Below are 23,972 nucleotides of genomic sequence, written 5' to 3'. Positions count from 1 at the left end.
GCGGCGGGAAGCCGCCACCGGACCGGGCTTACTTCGACAGCCACGCCTGGAACTTGGCGTCCAGGTCGTCGCGATAATCCGCCCACCATTCGTAATTGTAGAGGAAGGTGTTCTTGGCGTTGGCCGGATCGGTCGGCATGTGCGGGGCCATCTCGATGCCGAGCGTGGCGTGCTTGCCGACGAGCGGGGCGGACGACTTGCGGGCCGGGCCATAGGAGATGTACTTCGCCTGATCCGCCAGACGCTGGGTGTCCGTGGCGAACTTGAGGTAGTCCATCACCGCTGCCTTGCGCTCATCCGACAGACCGGCGGGGACGATCCAGCCGTCGAGGTCGAACACCTGCGCGTCCCACAGGATCTTCACCGGCTGTTTCTGTTCCTCGATCAGCGAGAACAGGCGGCCGTTGTAGGTCGAACCGATCGCCACTTCGCCATCGGCGAGAAGCTGCGGGGTTTCGGCACCGGCCGACCACCAGACCGTCTGGTCCTTGATGGTGTCGAGCTTGGCGAGTGCTCGGGCGACGCCCTCGTCGGTCTCCAGCACGTCATAGATGTCTTCCTTGGCGACACCGTCGCACATGAGGGCCCATTCCATGTTGTTGATCGGCCGCTTCTCCAGCGCCCGCTTGCCCGGGAAGGCCTCCAGATCGAACACGTCGCAGATGTCGTCCGGCTCCTTGCCCTTCCAGGCCTCATTGTCGGTGCGGTAGCCGAAGGTGGTGGAATAGACGATCTCCGGAATGAAGCAGTCGGCCACGATCAGATCGCCGAAATCCTCCGAGGCCGGGGTGCCGTCCGGCGCCGGCGCCAGCTCCTTGTCGAAGTCGATTTCCTGGGCCAGACCCTCGTCGCACAGGCGGATCGCATCGGACGCCAGCACATCGACCAGATCCCAGGTGATATTGCCGGCCTCGTTCATGGCGCGCAGCTTGGCGACCGCCTCGGCGGAGGATTCATCGTTGATGATCGTCACGTCCGGGTTCTGCGCCATGTAGGGCTTGTGATAAGCCTCGTTCTGCGAGTTGGAATAGGCGCCGCCCCACGAGACGATGGTGAGATCGGTTGCCAGTGCCGCCGACGTCATCATCGCGCTGGCGGCTCCGGCCATGAGAATGGTCTTGAGTTTCATGAAACAGCTTCCCTCGTTTTTTCTGGTCTTCGCCCGGAACGTTGCTGTCCGGGTACGGAAACGGCCGCGCCGGAGCGCGTGCCGAACGGCATCTCAGGCGACGGGATCGAGCGCCTTGCAGTCGCCGGTGGCCCAACCGATCTCCACGGTCTGGCCGGCTCTGAGGTCCCGCTTTTCGCCGCGGTTGCGCACCTTGACGATGAACTCGTCATTGCCCGCGACCTTCATGCGCACGCGAATATGGTCGCCGAGATAGATCATCTCCCGGATTTCGCCGGGGATCAGGTTGTCCATGCGCTCGTTGGTGTCGAACTCCACCCGTTCCGGACGCAGCGAGATGGTCGTGCGTGACCCGACGTGGCCGATGTTGACGGCTTCCGCCTTCAGCATGGTGCCGTCGTCCAGCTTGACGTCGCAGGTGCCGCCATCGACGGCGACCACCGTCCCGCTCAGCTTGTTGTTCTCGCCGATGAACTGCGCCACGAAGGAGTTCTGCGGGTTCTCGTAGAGCTGGTCCGGCTCGGAAAGCTGCTGGATGATGCCGTCGTTGAACACCGCCACCCGATCCGACATGGTCAGCGCCTCGGTCTGGTCATGGGTGACGTAGACGATCGAGACGCCGATGTTTTCGTGGATGTGCTTGATCTCGTATTGCATCTGCTCGCGCAGTTGCTTGTCCAGCGCGCCGAGCGGCTCGTCCATCAGCACCAGTTCCGGCTCGAACACCAGCGCCCGGGCCACCGCCACGCGCTGTTGCTGCCCTCCGGAAAGCTGGGCCGGGCGCCGCGAGCCGAAGCTGCCCAGCTCCACCATCTCCAGCGCCCGGGTGACCTTCTCTTCCTGCTCCGCCTTGCCCATGCCGCGCACCTGCAACGGGAAGGCGAGGTTTTCCGCGACGCTCATATGCGGGAACAGGGCGTAGTTCTGGAACACCATGCCGATGCCGCGCTTGTGCGGCGGCACGTTGTTGATCGGCCGGTCGTTGAGGAAGATTTCGCCATGGGTGGCCGGCTCGAAACCGGCCAGCATCATCAGGCATGTGGTCTTGCCGGACCCCGATGGCCCCAGCATCGTCAGGAACTCTCCGGGGGGAATATCCAGGTTCAGATTCTTCACGACGAGCGTCTCGCCGTCATAGCTCTTTTGAACGTTCTCGTAGCGGACGGAGGCGCCCCTGGATTCTGTCATTGTTGCCCCTAAGCATAAACGGGAAGGGGACGCTCTGCCGTGAGAAATATCAGGACAAGTCTACGCTCTTCCCGTTGGTCGAACTCTTTGCGGTTCGCTTCAAGATCCTGTCAGGGGCGTAAGTTAAGCAAAAAATGACAGGGATTGAAAGGGTGGCTTGAAAAAAATATTAAAAAAAAGAAATGAAAACATAGATATAGGCCGACGAGGCTGTGTTCCGCCTCACCGTTCGCCGTCTGCTTGTCGCGCCCGCGCGCGGCAGTCTGACGCTACGTCGCCTCGTGCGCGTTCACGCCGGATGTCCCGTCTCTCGAACGGCCCGTGCCTGCCCCATCCGGTCCCTCGGTCTTCCTGTGGAAGGTCCTGTGGACAGAAGGTCAGACGTTGCTGTCGGGAAACTCGGATTTCCGCCTGGTCATGAAGGCGATCAGCGCCTCGTCGATGGCCGGGTCGAGCTCCGGCGGCGTATAGGCCGCGAGCATCTGTTTCCACTTCTGGTTGGCGCGCTGGGCGGCGTCCAGCCCGCCATCGGCGCTCCATTGTTCGTAGGAGTTGTTGTCGGCGATCGCCGAGCGATAGAACGCGCTTTCGAAGTTGCGCTGGGTATGGGCGGCGCCGAGGAAATGCCCGCCGGGGCCGACTTCATGCAGCGCGTCCATCGCCTGCGCTTCTTCCGAGAGGTCAATGCCCTTGGCCAGCACGTGCATCATGCCGAGCTGGTCCGCATCCATCACGAATTTCTCGTAGGAGGAGCACAGGCCGCCCTCCAGCCAGCCGGCCGCGTGCAGGCAGAAGTTCACGCCAGAAAGCAACGTTGCCAGAATGGTTTGCGCGGACTCCTGGGCCGATTGTCCGTCCGGGGTCTTGGAGGAGGTAAAGGAACCGCCAGAGCGGAAGGGCAGGCCGGCGCGGCGGGCGAGCTTGGCCGCGCCGTTGAGCAGCAAGCTGCCTTCCGGCGAGCCGAAGGTCGGCGCGCCCGATTGCATCGAGATGGAGGAGACGAAGGCGCCGAACACCACCGGCGCGCCGGGGCGCAGCAGCTGGGTGAGGGCGCAGCCGACCAGCGCTTCGGCCAGCACCTGGGAGAGGGTTCCGGCGACGGTCACCGGGCTCATGGCGCCGGCCAGGATAAAGGGGGAGACGATGCAGGCCTGATTGGCCCGGGCATAGACCTTGAGCGCCCCCAGCATGGTCGCATCGTACACCAGCGGCGAATTGGCGTTGATCAACTGGATCATCACGCAATTGGCGTCGACGAACTCGCGGCCGAACACCAGCCGGGCCATCTCCACGGAATCTTCCGCCCGCTCCGGCGCGGTCACCGAGCCCATGAACGGCTTGTCGGAGTATTTCAGGTGGGAATACACCATGTCGAAATGGCGTTTGTTGACCGGTAGGTCGACCGGCTCGCAGACCGTGCCGCCCGAATGGTGCAGATGGGGCGAGGCATAGGCCAGCTTCACGAAATTGCGGAAGTCCTCGATGGTGCCATAGCGCCGGCCCTCATCCAGATCGGTGACGAAGGGCGGACCGTAGACCGGGGCGAACACCAGGTTGTTGCCGCCGATCTCCACGTTGCGGGCCGGGTTGCGGGCGTGCTGGGTGAAGCGTGTGGGCGCGGTGGCGAGCAGCGAGCGCGGCAGGCCCTTGGGAAAGCGCACCCGGGTGCCGGTCACGTCGGCGCCGGCCTGCCGCCAGATGTCGAGCGTTTCCGGATCGTCGTGGAACTCGATGCCGATCTCTTCCAGAATGCGGTCGGCATTAGCTTCGATGATCTCCGCGCCCTCGTCGCTGAGAAAATCGGTGACCGGAATGCCCCGAGAGATATACGGCGTGCCCATGGCCGTCTGGCTCTCCCGCCGCTTCTCCGTCCGCGCCGCCCGTCCGCGCCGTCCCGCGCGTGTTGCTTGCTCGCTCATGCCGCTCGATCCCCTGCGAAGGCGAATATCTCAGGGTAACTGTGCGCCGGTTGCAGGCGGTCCAGCGGTGCGAAAGCGTCTCCCGCTTCTCTAAAAACGTCATGGCGGCGGGCGGGACGGGCGCGGCTTTTGGTTCTCCTTGTCGGCGCGGCGATACCCGGATGACGCAAATGCGCTACTTGGCCCCGGTTTTTCCCGCGATACTGCCTTGCATAAGAGAGCTGGCCCGGCGCGCATCCGCCAAGCGATGCGCGGGGGGCGGAGAGGTCAGGCAAGCAGGCCAGGGAAGAAGGGGGAAGCATGTCGGCATTTCCTGACAAGGCACAGATCGTCATCGTCGGTCTGGGCGGCATCGTCGGTGCATCGGTCGCGCATCACCTCATCGAACGCGGCTGGACCGACATTGTCGGCATCGACAAGTCCGGCATTCCGACCGACATCGGTTCGACCGCCCATGCCTCCGATTTCTGCTACATGACCAGCCACGATTTCCTCTCGACCTGGACGTCGCTGTACTCGGTCGATTTCTTCGACAGGATGGGCCACTACCAGCGGGTCGGCGGTCTTGAGGTCGCCCGCACCGGCGACGACACCTGGATGGAGGAAATCAAGCGCAAGGTCTCCTCGGGACGCGCCTTCGGCACCCGCGCCCATCTGGTGAGCCCCGCCGAGATCAAGGAAAAGTTCCCGCTGATCGAAGAGGATCAGGTGCAAGGGGGGCTGTTCGATCCCGATGCCGGGCTCGTGGTGCCGCGCTCGCAGACGGTGGCGGGCAAGCTGGTCGACGAGGGGGAGAAGACCGGCAAGCTCAAGGCTTTCGCCAACACCCCGGCCAGGTCGTTGATCGTCGAGGATGGGCTCATCCGGGGCGTTGTCACCCATCGCGGCACCATTCTTGCCGATCATGTGATCGTCTGTGCCGGCCTGTGGGGGCGCCTCATCGCCAACATGGTTGGCGAGGATCTGCCGGTGATGCCCGTCGACCATCCGCTGACCTTCTTCGGCCCGTTCAACGAATTCGCCGGCACGGGCAAGGACATCGGCTATCCGCTGCTGCGCGATCAGGGCAACTCGGCCTATATGCGCGACACCGGCGACCCGAAGACCACCGAGGGTGGCCAGATCGAATGGGGCTACTATGAGACCGAGGCCCCGCGCATGTGCCACCCGCGCGATCTTCTGGAGAAGGAGCAGGCGCGGCTGTCGCCGTCCCAGCGCGATCTCGATCTGGAGCAGGTGATGGAGCCGCTTGAGCGGGCCATGGAGCTGACGCCGATCCTCGCCGAACTGGGCTACAACGAGAGCCATTCCTTCAATGGCCTGTTGCAGGTGTCCGCCGCTGGCGGCCCCTCCTGCGGCGAGAGCCAGAAGGTGCGCGGCCTGTGGTACTGCGTGGCGATCTGGGTCAAGGATGCGCCGGGCTTCGGCAAGCTGATCGCCGACTGGATCACCGATGGCCGCACCGAAATCGACCATGCCGCCATCGACTATTCCCGTTTCTACCCGCATCAGACGGAGGAGGCGTTCATCGCCGGCCGCTGCTACGAGGCGGCGCAGAAGATCTACTTCCCGGCGATCCACCCGCGCGAGCCCTATGCCAGCGGGCGGGGCGTCAAGCGTTCCCCCTTTTATGAGCGCGAAGTCGCGCTCGGCGGGTATTTCATGGAGCTGGGCGGCTGGGAACGCGCCCATGGCTACGCCGCCAACGAGCATCTTCTTGAAAAATACGGCGACCGGGTCCCGCAGCGCGAGAACGAGTGGGACAGCCGCCACTTCTGGCGCGTTTCCAATGCCGAACATCTGGCGCTGAGCGAGGATTGTGGGATCATTAACCTCTCGCATTTCTACATGTTCGAGGTTGCCGGCCCGGACCATGTGGAGTTGCTGGAGTGGCTGTGCGCCGCGAAGATCGGCGGCGATGGCAACATCGGCAAGGGCATCTACACCCATTTCCTCGACAATGAAGGCATGGTGCGTGCGGATCTGACGGTGTTCCGCATGGCGGATCGCTGCCGCATTGTCGATGGCGCCGATGCCGGCCCGCGCGACTTCCACTATGTGAAGCGCGCGGCCGAGGACAAGGGCTTCGACGTCACCGTTACGGATGTCAGCGAGGACTACACCACCATCGGCATCTGGGGGCCGAACGCCCGGGAGTACTTGAAAGAGGCGGTGGCCGATCCGGCCGGGCTCGATCCTGAGAACTTTCCCTTCGCCGCGATCCGCCAGATCGAGATTGCCGGCAAGCCGGTGACCGCCCTGCGGCTGTCCTATGTCGGCGAGCAGGGGTGGGAGCTGCACATGGCCTATGCGGATGGGTTGGCCGTGTGGGATACCTTGCGCGATCTCGGCATCACGGCGGTCGGCATCGAGACCTATGCCAATTCGCGGCGGCTGGAGAAATCCCTGCGCCTGCAGAACGCGGATCTCCTGACCCAGTACAATCTCTATGAAGCCGATCTTGCCCGGCCGAAGGTCAAGCAGGCCGACTTCCGCGGCAAGGAAAAGCATCTGGAGTATCGCGCCCGCGACCATCAGCCGGCCATGCTCTGCACGCTGGTGATGACCGACACTGTCGATGCAGGCGGGGTTGCCCGCTATCCGGTCGGAACGCTTGCCGTTGTCGATCCCGAGACCGGTGAGGTGCTGGTCGATGCGCTGGGCCGGCGCTCCTATACCACGTCGATTGCCTATGGTCCGACGCTGGGCAAAAACATCGCGCTCGCCTATCTGCCGCATGACTATGCCGAGGTCGGGCGAACGCTTGCCGTGGAGTATTTCTCCGAAAGCTTCCCCGTGGAGGTGGCGGGCGTCGGCTACGCCCCGCTCTACGACCCGGAGAACCTGAAGCCGAGGAGCTGAGGAACAGCCCCCCCCGCAGGGGCTTCGGGGCAGTCTGCGACTGGTTCCGCGTGCAACGCCGCGCGACGACAAGGCAGGAACATGAACAAGCTTGAAGATCTTCTGGCGCGCAAGCGCACGCTGCTCGCCGACGGGGCGACGGGGACCAACCTGTTCGACATGGGGCTGACCTCCGGCGATCCGCCGGAGGAATGGAACCTGACCGAGCCGGACAAGATCCGCGCCCTGCATCGCGGTTTCGTCGAGGCCGGCGCCGATATCATCCTGACCAACAGTTTCGGCGCCAACCGGCACCGGCTGAAGCTGCACAAGCTGGAAGGCCGGGTCCATGAGCTGAATGCGGCGGCCGGGCAGCTCGCTCGCGAGGTGGCGGAGGGTTCGGGGAGGGAGGTGCTGGTCGGCGGCTCCATCGGCCCGACCGGTGAACTGTTCGCGCCCCTCGGCGCGCTCTCCCATGAGGAGGCGGTGGACACCTTCCGCGAGCAGGCCGAGGGGCTGAAGGCCGGCGGTGTCGATGTGCTGTGGATCGAGACCATGTCGGCGGCGGAGGAAATGCGCGCCGGGGCGGAAGCGGCGGCAGCAGCCGGGATGCCTTTCGTCGTCACCGCCAGTTTCGACACCGCGGGCAAGACCATGATGGGCCTTGGCCCCACCGGTCTCGGCGCCCTGACAGCCGGGTTCGCCTGCACGCCCGTTGCCTATGGCTCCAACTGCGGCGTCGGTGCCTCCGATCTTCTGGCGGCGGTGCTGGAGATCACGGCGGCCTATCCGGAGGCGGTGGTGGTCGCCAAGGCCAATTGCGGCATCCCGGTCATTCGCGGCGACGAAGTCGTCTACACGGGCACGCCGGAGCTGATGGGCGACTATGCCCGGCTGGCGATGGATGCTGGCGTCAGGATCATCGGCGGCTGCTGCGGCACCTCCTTCGGCCACCTGGCGGCCATGCGTCAGGCCCTCGATGCGCATGAGGCGGGCGAGCGCCCCACGGTGGAGGAGATCGTCGCGCGCCTCGGGCCGCTGGTCTCGCCGCCGGCAGCCCCGACACCGGATGGGGAGGGCGGTGGCCGCAGGCGCGCCCGGCGTCGGGGGTAAACAAGAACCCGGACCAGACCTTTGAAACGAAAGACGGCGCCGGCATGCGATCCATGCCGGCGCCGTTTCTTGTTCTCCTCAGGGGGGCAGGTGACCGCCTCAGGAGGCGGCCGCCTGGCGGGCCTTGTACGCGGCCAGCTCATTGTTCAGCCCCATCTGCAGGCACACGCACATGGCCAAGAGCACGAAGGCGAAGGGGAAGCCGGTGGCGATCGCCGCCGCTTGCAGCGAAGCCAACCCGCCGCCGAGCAGCAGGGCGATGGCAACGAGCCCCTCGAAGGTGGCCCAGAACACGCGCTGCGGCATTGGCGCATCTACCTTACCGCCGGCGGTGATGGTGTCGATCACCAGCGACCCGCTGTCGGAGGAGGTGACGAAGAAGACGATCACCAGGACGATGCCGATGAACGAGGTGACCTGCGCCAGCGGCAATTCGCCGAACATGATGAACATCTTGACCGGCAAGTCGGCATTGGTGACTTCCATGAAGCCATCCCGGACGATCTGGGTGATGGCGGTGCCGCCGAAGGCGGTCATCCACAACACGCAGACCAGCGAGGGGATCAGCAGCACGCAGGTCAGGAATTCACGCACCGTGCGGCCGCGCGAGACCCGGGCGATGAACATGCCGACGAAGGGCGACCAGGACATCCACCAGGCCCAGTAGAAGGTGGTCCAGCCGGTGTAGAAATTCTGGTCGCTGCGGCCGATGAAATTGCTGAGCGCCGGCAACTCGCGCAAGTAGGCGGCCAGGTTGCCGAAGAACCCGGTGAGGATCGCCATCGTCGGGCCAACGAGAATGATGAACAGCAGGAGCAGGGTGGCCAGCGCCATGTTGAGCTCGCTGAGCCGCTTCACCCCCGCATCGAGGCCGGCGACGACGGATAGCAGCGCGACGGCGGTGATGCCGATGATCAGCCCGACCTTGATCGGATCGTTGATCGGAACGCCGAACAGATAGTTAAGGCCGGCGAGCGCCTGTTCCGCACCGAAGCCGAGCGAGGTGGCAAGACCGAACAGGGTGGCGAACACCGCCAGCACGTCGATGATGTGACCCGGCCAGCCCCAGACCCGTTCGCCGAGGATCGGATAGAATGAGGAACGGATGGTCAGCGGCAGGCCGCAGGAGTAGGAAAAGAACGCCAGCGACAGCGCCACCACCGCGTAGATCGCCCAGGGGTGGAGACCCCAGTGGAAGATCGTTGCCGCCATGCCGAGCCGCCGCGCCGCTTCCGCGTCGCCCGCCGCGCCGCCGAGCGGAGCCCAGCTTTCCGCCGTGCCGGCATTGTCGGCGAAGGAGGAGGAGAAGTGGGAGATCGGTTCCGACACGCCGAAGAACATCAGGCCGATGCCCATGCCGGCGGCGAACAGCATCGCGAACCAGCCTGTATAGGAATAGTCGGGCGTTGCGTCCTCGCCGCCGATCCTGAGCTTTCCGTAAGGCGAGACGATCAGATAAAGGCAGAATATCACGAAGATATTGGCGCCGATGACGAAGACCCAGTGGAACTGGGTCGTCAGCCAGGGGCGCAGCCAGCCGAAGAAGGCCTCCGCGCCTTCCTGGAACATCAACGTCAACAGGACGAAGGCAATGATCAGGAGAGCGGAAATCGCGAAAACCGGATTGTGAATGTCGAGGCCAAGTATCTGGATATTGTCCTGACCGACTTCATAATCCGTTTCGATTTCAGAACTTGTTTCGTCGGAAGACATGGGATTCCCCCCTCGGTTCAGTTCCGTAAGTTCGTGATGGATTGCGATGGTTGTTTCATCAGGGTTTCACTGATGTCGCAGCTCCGTCAACAGGTCGGGCGTCTCACAAGCGAAGGGCATTGTTCTGAATGCGGCGCTGAAAGACTTTGACGGATGATAGCATGAGCGCGGGTGTACCAGACATGCCTTGTTTCGGTCACCCCTCCGCCGCAATTTTAGTGTGCACGAGCGAAGAGGCGCTCCGGCATGCCGACGCGTGGTCGTGGATCGTCCATCGCTTGCGGTCGATCAGGCGCCGGAAAAGAAAATGGCGCCGCCAGGGCGCCATGAAATGGGGCAAGGGCTGCTCTCCTCTGCAGATCGCCCCACCCTCCGCGTCCTCCCGGGCAAGCGCCAGCGCGACCCGGGATCGGGGAGGCACGGCTTGTCTTGCGCCGGAAGCGTTGGTCTTCAGGCTCTCCGGTCCCGGCTCGGGGGCCGGGACGACGCGGGAGTCCAGTGCCGTTCCGGGCGCGCGCTTCGCCGGTCAGCTTGACGAAACGTCATTGGAGCGCCCTGCTGTTGCCCGCAAAAGCTGTCCGGCCTATCCCCGCCGCCGGCGGCGTCGGCGGTCGCCATCCGGACCCGCCTGGGGCTCAGCGGTCTTTTGTTCCGGCAGGGCGACCGCCGCCCGCAGTTTCGGGAAGGGATCGCGCTTGTTGGGGAAGGCCATCGCGTTGACGAAATGCTCCTGGAACTTCGGCTCCAGCGCGGTTTCGATCTTCTCGATGTCGCGCACCACCTGTTCGATCTGCCGGCGCTGGGCGCGGCTGAGCAGCGCCAGCCGGGCGCCGGTGCCGGCGGCATTGCCGACGCTTGTGACCTCCGACAGGTCGCAATCGGGGATCAGCCCCAGAACCATCGCGTATTTGGTGTCGATGTAGCTGCCGAAGGCTCCGGCGAGGCGAATGCGCTGGATTTCCGGCTCGCCCAGCTTGTCGAGCAGCAGCTTGACCCCGGCGTAGAGCGCGGCCTTGGCAAGCTGGATCGCGCGGATATCGGTCTGCCGGATCGTCAGTTCGATCTCGTCATCGGCGATCACATAGGCGAATGTCCGGCCCTTCTGGACGACGCGCGGCGATCTTTCCGCCAGCGTTCCATCGATCAGCCCGTCGCTGGTAACGACGCCGGCCAGGTAGAGTTCCGCCACCGCCTCAATGATGCCCGAACCACACAGCCCGGTGACGCCAACCTGATCGCGCACCTCGGCAAACTCCGGATCGTCCGACCACTGGTCGAGACCGATCACCTTGTAGCGCGGCTCCAGCGTTTCCGGGTCAATGCGGATGCGCTCGATGGCGCCCGGCGCTGCCCGCTGGCCGCAGGAGATTTCCGCGCCCTCGAAGGCCGGGCCGGTCGGCGAACTGGCCGCAAGCAGCCGGTGCCGGTCGCCGAGGACGATCTCCGCATTGGTGCCGATATCGACAAGAAGGGTCATGGCATCGCTGTCGAACGGGCGCACCGACAGGGTGGCCGCAGCGGCGTCCGCCCCCACATGGCCGGCGATGCAGGGGAGCAGATAGGCGCGCGCGCCCGGGTTCAGCTCCAGTCCGAGGGCGGTTGCCGTGGTGTGCACCGCCTCGGAGACCGCCAGCGCGAAGGGGGCGCCGCCCAGCTCGGTCGGGTCGATGCCGAGGAAAAGGTGATGCATGATCGGATTGCCGACGATCACCGCGTCGAGCACGTCGGAGCGCTGCGCGCCGACATCGGCGACCAGCTTGGCGATCAGCGCGTTCACGGCCTCGCGGACGGTGCGCACCAGATCCGGCAGCTTGTCCGGGTTCATCTGGATGTAGGAGACCCGCGACATCAGGTCCTCGCCGAAGCGGATCTGCGGATTGGAGGTGCCGGCGGAGGTTACGGTACGGCCACTTTGCAGATCGCACAGATGCGCGGCGATGGTGGTGGAGCCGATATCGACGGCAAGTCCATAGACGTGCTGCTTCTCGCCGGGCCACAGGGCGACAATGCGCGGCGGGGCGTCGTCATCCTGCCAGATGGCGGCGGTGACCTGCCAATCGGCCTCGCGCAGGAGCTTCTGCACCCCGGCCAGCAGGGATGGATCGAGAGCAAGGCGCGGCAGGCCGGCGGCGATGGCGAGCGCCCGGCGCATCCGGTCGGCATCGCCCAGTGGGGTTTCCATGTCCGGCTCCGCGACACGGGCCGTCACCAGAGTGATGGCGCTGTCCGGTGTCACATCGACGTTTTCCGCGCGCTTGCGCACCACCTGGCGGTTGGTTTGTGCATCGACGGGCACATCGACCACCAGATCGCCTTCGATGGTCGCCTGACAGGACAGGCGCCGGTCGCGCGCAAGGTCACGCAAGGCCGCGTAGCGCGCCTCCGCCTCGGTTGCCGGGCCAAGATGATCGGCGGCGCTGTCGATCTTCTCCTTGGCGAAGCGACCTTCCGACACGGAAATCTGGCAGCGGCCACAGATGCCGCGCCCGCCGCAAACGGACTCCACATAGACCCCGAGCGACCGGGCGGCATCGAGCAGTGGCGTGCCGATGGGAAATTCCCCGCGCCGGCCGCTTGGTTGAAACACGACCCGTGCCCGTTTCCCATCCCCCGCCATGATGCCGTCATTTCCCTCCGTGTCGATGCCGACCGTCTTGCGTGTCGTCCAAGGAGCCCTCACGCCCCGGCGCGCCGTCGGCCCTCGCGGCCGCCGCGCCGCCGTCCGGCGCCGCTGTCTCCGCTTGCCGGTGCCGCCGCTGCCGCAGCTCCCGCCGGCTTGTGGTCGCGGTAGGTCATGATCCATTCGGAGCAGTTCGGATCGGCGCCGGTCAGCACATTGGCGCCGCGCACCGCCTCCATCTCCTGCGGCCGGCAGGGGTTCATGATCGCGCTGGTCATGCCGGCGGCGATCACCATCGGGATGAAGGCGGCGTTGATGCCGTGCCGGTGCGGCAGGCCGAAGGAGATGTTGGACAGGCCGCAGGTGGTGTTGACCTTGAGTTCCTCGCGCAGCCGTCGCAACAGCTTGAACACCTGCTGTCCGGCCGTGCCCATCGCCCCGATCGGCATCACCAGCGGATCGACCACGATGTCATGGGCCGGAATGCCATAGTCGGCCGCGTGCTGGACGATCTTGCGCGCCACCTCGAAGCGCACGTCCGGGTCTTCGGAAATGCCGGTCTCATCGTTGGAAATGGCGACCACCGGTACATCGTATTTCTTGATGAGCGGCAGGATCGCTTCGAGCTTTTCCGTCTCGCCGGTGACCGAGTTGACCAGCGGTCGCCCCTTGGCAACCTGGAGCCCGGCCTCGATCGCCGCGGTGACCGAACTGTCGATCGACAGCGGCACATCGGTGAGCGACTGCACGATCTCCAGCGTCTTCACCAGCAGCGGCGGCTCGGTCTCGTTCGGGTTGACGGCGGTGACCCCGGCGTTGACATCCAGCATGGTGGCCCCGGCGGCAACCTGCGCCAGGACGTCCTTTTCCACGGTGGAGAAATCGCCCGCGTTCATCTCGGCGGCGAGTTTCTTGCGGCCGGTCGGGTTGATCCGCTCGCCGATCACGCAGAAGGGCTGGTCGAAACCGATCACGATTTCCCGTGTCGCCGATGCGACGAGCGTTCTTGTCATTGGGCTACCTCAATGGAGTTGGACCGGGTGTGCGGGGGCTGAAAAGACCAGCTCCCGCGTTCGAGAAGCCATTGGGCGGTCTTCTGCAGGCCGCCGAAGGGATAGACGTGGATCTGCTCCAGCTGGCACTGCGGCCGGGTGCGGATTCGCGCCTCCAGCGGGGCGATCATGGTCTCCGGGTCATATCCCGACAGCATCGAGACCACCGCGCCGCCGCGTTTCTTCAGAAAGGCGAGCGAGTTCTCCACCCCGGCAAAGGCGGCGTATTTCAGCAATGTGGTGATCTTGGCCGGGCCGGCGACGCCGATATGCACCGGGAAGCGGTTGCCCCAGGCCGCGATCTCGTCGAGCCAGAGGTTGACCCTGTGTGGATCGAAACCGAACTGGGTGACGATGTGAAAATGCGCATCGCTCTGGCTCGCCAGCTCATGCTTGCGCATCAGGAAGGCGCGGATCGTTGCCTCGGGAATTTCCGGTGCGCCCTCCGGGTGGCCGGCAATGGCGATCCGCTCGATGCCCAGTTCGTCGAACAGGCCGGTTTCCAGCATGTCGACCGAGGAGGTGAGGGGGCCGGGCGTGTCGGTTTCCCCGGCAATCGCCAGCACCTCGCGCACCCCCGCTTCGCCAACGAGACGGCGCAGCCGCCGGTCGAAGGCGGCAAGGCTGTCATAGCGCCGCGCCGCCATATGCGGCACCGGCACCAGCCCGGCGTCATGCAGGCGGACCGCCGCCTGGACGATGCCGTCCTCGGGAACGTTGCCAAGGTCGGTGAGATAAACCCGGGTCAGCTTCGGCGGCAGGGTGAGAAGCTCCGGCTTTTCCAGCACCTGGCGCGGTGACATTTCCGTGGAGGCGGAAAAGCGGCCGATCGCATTGAGGCGGGGATCAGTCATGCTCGTATCCTTCCGAGCCGATGAGCGTTTTCAGCCGCTCCGGCGGGTATTGGCTGTCGAGAGCGGCGAGCGCGGTCTCGGCTTCCTGTTCCAGGTCGTCGCCAACCGGTTCCGCCTCGCCCCGGCGCCATTGCTCCAGATAGGCGTCGCTGTCGCGCGCGCCCACCCGCATGGCACAGCGGTCGATGGCCTCGATGAAACGGAGCGGCAGTTCCCGTCGGGCGGTGCGCCGTCCGGCCCTGATCAGCACCTGGGCGGGGATGTCCCGCCAATAGACGATGGTTTTCTGCGCCATCCGATCGGCTCCCGTCCGCCGTCCCCTGTTGGTTTCATGATGCCTTGGGGCGTCGGTCTCATCGGTGCACAGACGACACCGGCAATCCTGAAAGCGACAGAAGAGCGGACGGGTATTCTTGGCACGACTGTATAGGCGCGAGCGTACGCCGTCTCGCCCTTGGTGTTCGCTCGCGAAGACTTGAGTACAGGCAATCGGAAGGCGGCAAGGCGCGTGGGAGCGGAGTGGCTGCGGGCTGCCTCAGTCGGCGGCAGCGCCCGCGGCGGCCTGAGCGGCCTTCCAGCGTGCATGGACGCCGGCGACATCGCCGGAGCACAGCGCCGGCATTTCATGCTCGATGCGCTCCAGCGGCCAATCCCACCAGGTCATTTCCAGCAGCAGGGCGATCTCGGCATCGGCAAAGCGCTTGCGGATTTCCCGGGCCGGATTGCCACCGACGATGCTGTAGGGTGCGACATCGCGGGTCACCACCGCGCGCGTGCCGATCATCGCCCCGTCGCCGATGCGGATGCCCGGCATGATCATCGCTTCGGAGCCGATCCACACATCGTTGCCGACCACCGTGTCGCCGGCCGGCTGGTAGCCGTTTTCGGCGCCCGCGAAGGCCGGTTCCTCGGACATGTAGAAGAACGGGAAGGTGGAGATCCAGTCGTTCCGGTGGCCCTGGTTGCCGGCCATCATGAAGGTGGCGCCGGTGCCGATGGAGCAGAAACTGCCGATGATCAGCCGGTCCACGTCGTTCCGGTCGGGGAGCAGGTAGCGGGCGCAATCGTCGAACGAATGGCCATGGTAGTAGCCGGAATAGTAGCTGTAGCGGCCAACGAGGATGTTCGGGTTGGTGACCTGCTCGCTCAGGAGCCTACCCTTGAACGGGCTTTCGAAGTGATTTTCCATGTGGCCGATCCTGCCAGGCGAAAGACCGGTTTCATACCCGTATTCCCGATAAATGCAACCGTTTGGCGCACGCGAAGGGGTCAGGCGCCGCGCAGCATCTCTTCCAGCAGCCCATAGCCGGTGACCCGGTGGGCGTAGGAAAGCCCGAGCCGTTTGGCCGCTGCCTGCGCCTTCTCCCGCAGCACGGCATCGCCGTTTTGTTCCAGATACATCAGCCGGGTGTAATTGCCGAAATAGGCGTCGCGCAGCTCCGGCCGGGTGTCGAGGCCAAGCGGGCGGATGACCAGCGTATCGAAATGCCGGGCAAGAAAATCGGTGAGATAGAAGGTGCCCGGCTCCCGGTCCATCTCCGCCTCGAAATCATCAATGCCGGTGAAGAAGGCGTAGCAATGGGCGCCCTCGATCCGCTCCACCCCTTCCTCGGCCAGCACGGTGTCGAGCAGGCCGCCGGTGCCGCAGTCGCCATAGCCGATGAGAATGCGCGCATATTGGGCGCGGGCGACATGGATCGCCCGGCGGACCGCCTCGGGGATCTTCTCCGGCCGGTTGTGCAGTTGCGCCGGCAGGCATTGCAGTGCCACATGGCTGAGGCCGTGCTGGCGGGTGATGGCCAGAACTTCATTGGCAAGCGCGCCGCAGGCGATCACCAGCACTTTTTCCGGGCGAGCGGGCACACCCACATGCGGAGGCCGTCCGGTGCCCCGGATGTCCGCCGCATGGGTTGCCGTGACAGGCATTGTGCTTACCCCGTGATGCTTGCCCTGGGATGCCTACCCTGTGCGCGCCGCGAGTTGGTTGTGCTTGCGCGCGATCAGGTCCTTGGCCATCTCCACCGTCACCGCCGCGTCGCGGCCGTAGGCATCGGCGCCGACCGCCTGGCCGAACTCCTCGTTCAGCGGCGCGCCGCCGACCATGACGATGTAGTCGTCGCGAATGCCCTTCTCGACCATCGCGTCGATCACCACCTTCATATAGGGCATGGTCGTCGTCAGGAGAGCCGACATGCCGAGAATGTCCGGTTTGTGCTCTTCCAGCGCCGCCAGGTAGTTCTCGACCGGGTTGTTGATGCCGATGTCGATCACCTCGAAGCCGGCGCCTTCCATCATCATCGACACCAGGTTCTTGCCGATGTCGTGGATGTCGCCCTTGACCGTACCGATCACCATCTTGCCCATCTTCGGGGCGCCGGTTTCCGCCAGGAGCGGCCGCAGGATGCCCATGCCGGCCTTCATCGCATTGGCCGACATCAGCACTTCGGGAACGAACAGGATCCCATCGCGGAAGTCGACGCCGACGATCCGCATGCCCTCCACCAGGGCCTCGGTCAGCACCTTGTAAGGGGTCCAGCCGCGTTCCAGCAGGATGTTGACCCCGTCGCAGATCTCGTCCTTGAGACCGTCGTAAAGGTCGTCATGCATCTGCTCGACAAGTTCTTCGTCCGAAAGCGACGCAAGATCGAGATCGTCTTCTTCCGACATCAACGGGCTCCACAAGCACGAGGGGCGAGGTCTTACCCGAATACTGTGCGGTCAGCCGGACCGCGCCGGTGTCTCCAATGCGACATGCGCGGTCGCGGGAGCGACAGATGGCCGCGCAGGAGCGACCCGGGTCCCCTCGTGGCCGCAAAACGGAAAACGGTCGGCGGGTGCCGACCGTTCAGATTGCCGATTCAGGAAAGCCGTGCCTCCCGCGTCGTCCCGGCCCCCGAGCCGGGACCGGGGAGCCGAGAGCGGAGCGCTTCCAGCATCATCAGAACCGACAGGCTGTGCCTCGCCGGTCCCGGGTCGCGCTTGAGGCTTGCCCGGGAGGACGCCGAGAAATGGGGCAAGGGCTCTCTGCACCGGCCATCGCCGTACACTCCGCGTCCTCCCGGACGAAGCGAAGCGAAGATCCGGGATCGGGGAGCCAGGATCTCTCGGGTCCAGCCCCTTGAAAACGCAGGCCCATCGGCTCCCCGATCCCCGCATCAGAGACGAATTCGCCGCAATGAGTTGATGACGAACCTGTTGCCGAGGTCCTCGGGGGCGTGTTGGCGTCAGAACAGCCCTTCGATCTGCCCATCGGCATCGAGGCGGATGTGGTTGGCCGAGGGCACCTTCGGCAGGCCCGGCATGGTCATGATCTCACCGCAGATGACGACGATGAAACCGGCGCCGGCGGACAGGCGCACCTCGCGCACCGGCACCATATGCCCGGTCGGCGCGCCGCGCAGGTTCGGGTCGGTGGAGAAGGAATACTGGGTCTTGGCCATGCACACCGGCAGGTGGCCGAACCCGTCCGCCTCCCACTTGTGCAACTGGTCGCGCACCGACTTGTCGGCGGCCACGTCATCGGCCCGGTAGATCCGCCGCGCCACGGTCTGGATCTTGGCGAACAGCGGCATGTCGTCCTCGTAGAGCGGGGCGAATTGCGCGCTGTCATGCTCCACCAGTTCCACCACCTTGCGGGCGAGCTCCTCGGTGCCTTCCGATCCCTTGGCCCAGTGCTGGCACAGCACCGCCTCCACGCCCTGTTCGGCGGCATAGGCCTTGATCGCCTCGACCTCGGCATCGGTGTCGGTGACGAAGTGGTTGATGGCGACCACCACCGGCACGCCGAATTGCTTGACGTTCTCGATGTGCCGGCCAAGGTTGGCGCAGCCCTTCTTCAGTGCCTCGACGTTCTCCTCGCCAAGCGCGTCCTTGCCCACGCCGCCGTTCATCTTCAGGGCGCGGATGGTGGCGACGATCACCGCGGCGGCCGGCGAGAGGCCTGCCTTGCGGCATTTGATGTCGAAGAACTTCTCCGCGCCGAGATCGGCACCAAAGCCCGCCTCGGTCACCACATAGTCCGCCAGCTTCAGGGCCGTCCGGGTGGCGATCACCGAGTTGCAGCCATGGGCGATGTTGGCGAACGGGCCGCCATGGATGAAGGCGGGGTTGTTTTCCAGCGTCTGCACCAGATTTGGTTGCATCGCCTCCTTGAGCAGAACGGTCATAGCGCCATCCGCTTCTAGGTCACGGGCGGTGACGGCGGAGCGGTCGCGGCGATAGCCGATGATGATGTTGCCGAGCCGTTCCTGAAGATCGGCGAGATCGGTGGCGAGGCAGAGGATCGCCATGATTTCCGAGGCGACGGTGATGTCAAAGCCGGCCTCGCGCGGGAAGCCGTTGGCGACACCGCCGAGCGAGGAGACGATCTCCCGCAAGGACCGGTCGTTCATGTCCATGACCCGGCGCCAGGTGACCCGGCGCACGTCGATCTCCAGTGTGTTGCCCCAGTAGATGTGGTTGTCGATCAGCGCCGACAGGAGGTTATGCGCGGAGGTGATCGCGTGAAAATCGCCGGTGAAATGGAGGTTGATGTCCTCCATCGGCACCACCTGGGCATGGCCGCCGCCGGCGGCCCCGCCCTTCATGCCGAAACAGGGGCCGAGCGAGGGTTCGCGCAGGCACATGGCCGCCCGCTTGCCGATCCGGTTGAGCCCGTCGCCGAGACCCACGGTGGTGGTGGTCTTGCCTTCGCCGGCCGGTGTCGGGTTGATCGCGGTGACGAGGATCAGCTTGCCGTCGGGCCGGCCGTTCAGTCCGGCGATGAAGGAGGATTTGACCTTGGCCTTGGTCGAGCCGTAGCTTTCGAGCGCCTCGGGCGGAATGTCGAGCTTCGCGCCGATCTCGGTGATCGGCCGCATCTTGGCCGCACGTGCAATTTCAATGTCACTCGCCATGAAACCGTTTCCTCCTGCGCCCGGGGTCTTTGCGCCTCAGGTCTGGCCGAGCCTGTCGCGGGCTCGTTGTCGGGCTTGGGGAGAGGCTAGAAGAGCCGCCCCCCGCGTTGTGTAGAAATTGCGACGTGCGCTCGTTCCACAATCGACGTCAGGCGTCGCCCTGGGCGACCTCGGTGTCCGGATGCGCCCCCCACTCGCTCCAGGAGCCGTCATAAACCGGTGCCTTGGTCTGCCCGGCCTCCGCCAGCGCCAGCGACAGGATCGCGGCGGTGACGCCGGAGCCGCAGGTGGTGATCACCGGCTTGCCCCGGTCGATGCCGGCCGCATCGAAGGCGGCCGACAGTTCGACCGCCGGGCGCAGGCAGCCGCCCTCCAGCAACTCGGTGAAGGGCAGGTTGCGGGCGCCGGGCATGTGGCCGGACTTGAGGCCGGCGCGCGGCTCTGCTTCCGCGCCAGAGAAGCGGCTGCGCGAGCGCGCGTCGAGCACCTGGGCGCCGCTTGCCAGCGCGCGGCGCACCTTTTCCAGATCGGCGACCAGCGAATTGTCGAGACGGGCGGAGAAATGGCGCTCGCCGCGCGGCACCGGCGGCAGATCCTCCAGCGGGTGCCCCTCGGCCTTCCACTTCGGCAGGCCGCCATTGAGCACATGCACCCGCTCCACGCCCATCGCCCGGAAGGTCCACCACACCCGCGCGGCGGAATAGAGCCCCATGCCGTCATAGACGACGATGGTCTGGCCGTCGCCGATGCCCAGCTTGCGCATCATCGAGGAGAACACATGCGCCGGCGGCAGCATGTGCGGCAGGTCGCTGGCCTGGTCGCTGAGCGCGTTGACGTCGAAGAAGATCGCGCCGGGAATATGCTCCTGCGCGTATTCCGGCTGCGCATCAGGCTGGCCCACGGGCGGCAGCCAGGCGTTGACGACGACAACATCGGGGGAGGACAGCCGGGCGGCAAGCCATTCGGTGGAAACGAGCGGGGAAGTGGCCATGATCTGAACTCGCAAGAGAGGGAAGGAACGAAACGGAGCGTGCCCCAGGGGGCAAAGGGTCAATCGGCCAGGCGGATGCGCACACGGCGGTTCTGCCGGCCCTTCTTTTCGATCTTGGTAACCTCAAGCGGGCCGATTTCCGAGGTGCGGCTGACATGGGTGCCGCCGCAGGGCTGAAGGTCGATATCGGTGCCGATCCGCACCAGCCGCACCCTGCCGCTGCCCATCGGCGGCTTGACGCTCATGGTCTTGACCAGATCCGGCTTGGCAAGGAGCTCTTCATCGGTGATCCATTCGCTGGTGACCGCATGGTCGCCGGCGGCGATCTCGTTGACCTTCGCCGCGATCTCCTCCTTGTCGAGGGTCGCTTCGGGAATGTCGAAATCGAGCCGTCCTTCGCCCTCGGAAATCTGGCCGCCGGTGACGGGGAAGGGCAGGACGACGGACAGGAGATGAAGCGCGGTGTGCACCCGCATCAGCCGGTAGCGGCGGGCCCAGTCCAGATGGGCGGTCACCCGGGTGCCGGGCGCGGGCAGGCTTGCCCCTTCCGCCGGCACATGGACGATCTGCCGCTCCGCGTCATAAACGGTGGTCGCGAGGGGGATCTGCGTCCCGTCCTCCAGCTCCAGATGGCCGCTGTCGCCCGGCTGACCGCCGCCGGTGGCATAGAACACCGTGCGGTCGAGCAGCAGCCCGCCCCGGTCGTTGACGCCGATGACCGCCGCCTCGCAACTGCGCAGGTAGGCATCTTCGCGAAACAGCAGATCGGTCATGGGCATCCTCGCATACGATTCCTGATAGCGCCGGCAAGCCTAGCCGATCATTGCGGGCAATCAACCGTGGCGCGCGTCCCCGCTCACAGGATTGGCGAGAACAGCCGCGCCGCCTGAGCGACAAGGCGGAAGGCGTAGGAACGTGACGACAGGTCCGAGCTCGTGGTTGCCCGCGCTTCGGCAAAGTCGCGTGCCAGCATGGCGTCCACGGCTTCGATCATCCGTTGATGGGTGAACCACAGGGTGACCTCGAAGTTGATGCGGAAGGAGCGGGCGTCGAAATTCACCGTGCCGATGCCGGCGATCTCGTCATCGACGAGAATGACCTTCTGGTGCAGGAAGCCGGCCTTGTAGCGGTAGACCTTGATGCCTTGCGCGACCATGTCATCGGCATGGGCGTAGCTCGCCAGCCACACCAGCCGGTGGTCGGCCTTCTCCGGCAACAGGATACGGATATCCACCCCGCGCATCGCCGCCGCCAGCAGTGCGGTCTGCATGCTCTCCTCCGGCACGAAATAGGGGCTGACGATCCACAGCCGCTTGCGCGCCCGGGCGATCACCTCGGAAAAGGCGATGGCGCAATCCTCGAACGTGTCCGCCGGTCCGGTCGGCATGACCAGCACCGGCTCATCGCCCGGCTGCGGCACCGGGTCGGGCAGGTACGGGGTCATCGGCGCGCCGGTTGCCCAGTGCCAGTCTTCGCAGAACGCCAGCGCGCAGCCGATCGCCGCCGGGCCGCTGACCTTGACATGGGTGTCGCGCCAGTGACCGAAAGCGGGCGAGCGGCCGACATATTCATCGCCGACGTTGTGGCCGCCGACCCAGGCCGTTATGCCGTCGACGACGACGATCTTGCGGTGATTGCGGTAGTTGAGCCGCATCGGACCGGTCAGCCGCAGCAGCTTGTGCCGCTCGTTGAAGGCGGAGACCTTGACCCCGGCCTCGACCAGCCGGCGGATGTAGCGCCGGGACAGGCTCTTGCTGCCCACATCGTCGTAAAGCAGGCGGATCGGCACGCCGGCGCTGGCCCGTTCGATCAGGCAGTCGGCAAGCTGGTTGCCAAGCTCGTCGTCGCGGATGATGAAGAACTGTACCAGCACCTCGCGCCGCGCGGCGGCGATCCCCTCCAGTATCGAGGCGAAGGTGTCCGGGCCGTCGATCAGCAGATCGGCGGTGTTGCCGGCAAGGAACGGGATCTGGGCGATCCGGGTCAGCACCGGCCAACTCGTGCTGGTGGTCATGTCGGCGAGATGCATGTCCCGCGCCCGGGCGGCGCGGGTCTCGCGGCCGGCATAGGCGTGGATCTCGGCATATTCCTCGAACCGCTTCCAGCCGAACACCAGATAGAGAAACCCGGTGGGGAAGGGCAGGAACAACAGCGACAACAGCCAGGCGATCGAGCCTTGCGAGGTGCGCGAATACAGCACCTCGCGGACCGCGCAGACGGCGGCGAGCGTATAGAGCGCCAGGGTGAGGGCGGCGATGATCGGCAGGTTGGCGATCAGCGTCTCGACGAAGCCAACGTCGCGTGCCACCAGATCGATACCGGGATCAGTCGGCATGGGCCTGGCTCCGGCTGCGGCGGGAGAGGCAAAACGCCTGCCCTGCGTCCTTTCGGAGGCGGGGCGTGGTCATGGTGCGCGGATGCGCCGTGGCTGTCGAAATGGCTGCTATCACAATGACTTTCCGGTCCGTGCCTGCCGCTGCGGGAGCGACAGGCACAGGTTTCATCTGACCCGGGTTATAGCTGAGGTTGCCGAATTTCCGAAGCAAAGATGCGGGCGCCGAACCGCCCGACACCAAGGCTCGCAGCCGGAAAAGGGCGGTCAGTCCACCTTCTCGAACGGAACGGAGATGTTGCTCCGCCGCTCCAGCCAGCCGGGCACCGGCAGCGCTTTGGAGCGCAGGAACTCCGGGTTGAACAGCTTGGACTGATAGCGGGTGCCGTAGTCGCACAGGATCGTCACGATGGTGTGGCCGGGGCCGAGGTCCCGGGCCATGCGGATCGCGCCGGCGACATTGACGCCGGTGGAGGCGCCCATGCACAGGCCCTCGTGCTCCAAAAGGTCGAACACCACCGGCAGCGCTTCCTCATCGGGGATCTGATAGGCAAGATCCACCGGCGCGTCTTCCAGATTGGCGGTGATCCGTCCCTGGCCGATGCCTTCGGAGATCGACGAGCCTTCCGCCTTCAACTCGCCGTGGGCGTAGTAGTTGTAAAGGGCCGCGCCCATCGGGTCGGCGATGCCGATCTTGATCGACGGATTGCGCTCCTTCAGGGCCATGCCGACCCCGGCCAGGGTGCCGCCGGAGCCGACCGCGCAGATGAAGCCGTCGACCTTGCCATCGGTCTGGTCGAAGATTTCCGGGCCGGTGGTCTCGATATGGGCGCGCCGGTTGGCGGTGTTGTCGAACTGGTTGGCCCAGATGGCACCGTTTTCCTCGGTTTTGGCCAGTTGCTCGGCCAGCCGTCCGGAGACCTTCACGTAGTTGTTCGGATTGCGATAGGGCACCGCCGGGACTTCCACCAGCTCCGCGCCGGCAAGCCGCAGCATGTCCTTCTTTTCCTGGCTCTGGGTTTCCGGAATGACGATCACCGAGCGGAAGCCGAGCGCATTCCCGACCAGCGCCAGGCCGATGCCGGTGTTGCCAGCCGTGCCCTCGACGATCACGCCGCCCGGGCGCAAGGTGCCCCGCTCGATGGCATCGCGGATGATGAACAGCGCCGCCCGGTCCTTGACCGACTGGCCCGGGTTCATGAACTCCGCCTTGCCGTAGATCTCGCATCCGGTCAGCTCGGAAGCGCGGTTCAGCCGGATGAGGGGCGTGTTGCCGATGGCCTCGACTACCGACATCTTGATGCTCATGGGTCAGGTCGCTTTCA

At 65.3% G+C, this 23,972-nt stretch carries 18 protein-coding genes; 2 read left to right on the top strand and 16 right to left on the bottom strand.

The features are described from left to right. Positions 1-28: 28 nt before the first annotated feature. The 3 genes from LC062_RS03895 to LC062_RS03885 form a co-directional block, all read right to left on the bottom strand. Complete coding sequence (locus LC062_RS03895; RefSeq protein ID WP_224909683.1) at positions 29-1,129, bottom strand: extracellular solute-binding protein; 1,101 nt, start codon at positions 1,127-1,129, stop codon at positions 29-31. 93 nt (positions 1,130-1,222) lie between these two features. After that, positions 1,223-2,317 (bottom strand): ABC transporter ATP-binding protein, encoded by a 1,095-nt coding sequence (locus tag LC062_RS03890; RefSeq protein ID WP_224909682.1) that lies wholly within the window; start codon positions 2,315-2,317, stop codon positions 1,223-1,225. Positions 2,318-2,694: 377 nt separating this feature from the next. Continuing rightward, positions 2,695-4,236, bottom strand: a complete 1,542-nt coding sequence (locus tag LC062_RS03885; protein ID WP_224909681.1) for a trimethylamine methyltransferase family protein — start codon at positions 4,234-4,236, stop codon at positions 2,695-2,697. A gap of 300 nt (positions 4,237-4,536) precedes the next feature. Here LC062_RS03885 and LC062_RS03880 point away from each other — a divergent pair, with 300 nt between their 5' ends. Then, positions 4,537-7,098, top strand: a complete 2,562-nt coding sequence (locus tag LC062_RS03880; protein ID WP_224909680.1) for a GcvT family protein — start codon at positions 4,537-4,539, stop codon at positions 7,096-7,098. Positions 7,099-7,179: 81 nt separating this feature from the next. Beyond that, on the top strand, positions 7,180-8,190 hold the full coding sequence (gene bmt, locus LC062_RS03875; RefSeq protein WP_224909679.1) for a betaine--homocysteine S-methyltransferase: 1,011 nt from the start codon (positions 7,180-7,182) through the stop codon (positions 8,188-8,190). 99 nt (positions 8,191-8,289) lie between these two features. Here bmt and LC062_RS03870 read toward each other — a convergent pair whose 3' ends face one another. The 13 genes from LC062_RS03870 to LC062_RS03810 all read right to left on the bottom strand — a co-directional run bounded on the left by LC062_RS03870 (position 8,290) and on the right by LC062_RS03810 (position 23,955). Beyond that, positions 8,290-9,903: a BCCT family transporter gene (locus LC062_RS03870; RefSeq protein WP_224909678.1), complete on the bottom strand. Its 1,614-nt coding sequence runs from the start codon at positions 9,901-9,903 to the stop codon at positions 8,290-8,292. A 583-nt stretch (positions 9,904-10,486) separates the two neighbouring features. Further along, on the bottom strand, positions 10,487-12,520 hold the full coding sequence (locus LC062_RS03865; RefSeq protein WP_224909799.1) for an ASKHA domain-containing protein: 2,034 nt from the start codon (positions 12,518-12,520) through the stop codon (positions 10,487-10,489). 59 nt (positions 12,521-12,579) lie between these two features. After that, entirely contained in the window at positions 12,580-13,536 is a 957-nt protein-coding gene (locus LC062_RS03860; RefSeq protein WP_224909677.1) for a methyltetrahydrofolate cobalamin methyltransferase, read from the bottom strand. Beyond that, complete coding sequence (locus LC062_RS03855; protein ID WP_224909676.1) at positions 13,533-14,429, bottom strand: methylenetetrahydrofolate reductase; 897 nt, start codon at positions 14,427-14,429, stop codon at positions 13,533-13,535. Before LC062_RS03855 ends, LC062_RS03860 begins: the two co-directional genes overlap by 4 nt. Then, positions 14,422-14,724 carry a virulence factor gene (locus LC062_RS03850; RefSeq protein ID WP_181759197.1) on the bottom strand — a complete coding sequence of 101 codons (303 nt, stop codon included), beginning with the start codon at positions 14,722-14,724 and terminating at the stop codon, positions 14,422-14,424. Before LC062_RS03850 ends, LC062_RS03855 begins: the two co-directional genes overlap by 8 nt. Before the next feature lie 240 nt (positions 14,725-14,964). Beyond that, positions 14,965-15,618: a type B chloramphenicol O-acetyltransferase gene (gene catB / locus LC062_RS03845; protein ID WP_224909675.1), complete on the bottom strand. Its 654-nt coding sequence runs from the start codon at positions 15,616-15,618 to the stop codon at positions 14,965-14,967. Positions 15,619-15,698: 80 nt separating this feature from the next. Next, the gene (locus LC062_RS03840; RefSeq protein WP_224909674.1) at positions 15,699-16,355 is read right to left on the bottom strand and encodes a DUF1638 domain-containing protein; all 657 of its coding nucleotides are present in this window, start codon (positions 16,353-16,355) and stop codon (positions 15,699-15,701) included. A gap of 33 nt (positions 16,356-16,388) precedes the next feature. Then, complete coding sequence (locus LC062_RS03835) at positions 16,389-17,096, bottom strand: corrinoid protein (protein WP_224909673.1); 708 nt, start codon at positions 17,094-17,096, stop codon at positions 16,389-16,391. 557 nt (positions 17,097-17,653) lie between these two features. Next, complete coding sequence (locus tag LC062_RS03830; protein ID WP_224909672.1) at positions 17,654-19,324, bottom strand: formate--tetrahydrofolate ligase; 1,671 nt, start codon at positions 19,322-19,324, stop codon at positions 17,654-17,656. Between the two features lie 148 nt (positions 19,325-19,472). Continuing rightward, positions 19,473-20,315 (bottom strand): 3-mercaptopyruvate sulfurtransferase, encoded by an 843-nt coding sequence (sseA, locus tag LC062_RS03825; protein WP_224909671.1) that lies wholly within the window; start codon positions 20,313-20,315, stop codon positions 19,473-19,475. Between the two features lie 59 nt (positions 20,316-20,374). Next, on the bottom strand, positions 20,375-21,088 hold the full coding sequence (locus tag LC062_RS03820; protein ID WP_224909670.1) for an alanyl-tRNA editing protein: 714 nt from the start codon (positions 21,086-21,088) through the stop codon (positions 20,375-20,377). An 83-nt stretch (positions 21,089-21,171) separates the two neighbouring features. Further along, entirely contained in the window at positions 21,172-22,650 is a 1,479-nt protein-coding gene (gene cls / locus LC062_RS03815) for a cardiolipin synthase (RefSeq protein ID WP_224909669.1), read from the bottom strand. Between the two features lie 264 nt (positions 22,651-22,914). Then, on the bottom strand, positions 22,915-23,955 hold the full coding sequence (locus LC062_RS03810; protein ID WP_224909668.1) for a cysteine synthase A: 1,041 nt from the start codon (positions 23,953-23,955) through the stop codon (positions 22,915-22,917). Between the last annotated feature and the right edge of the window lie 17 nt (positions 23,956-23,972).

It is taken from the genome of Stappia indica, from assembly GCF_020177335.1.
Lineage (GTDB): Bacteria > Pseudomonadota > Alphaproteobacteria > Rhizobiales > Stappiaceae > Stappia > Stappia indica_B.
This window is presented reverse-complemented; position numbering and strand designations above follow the sequence as displayed.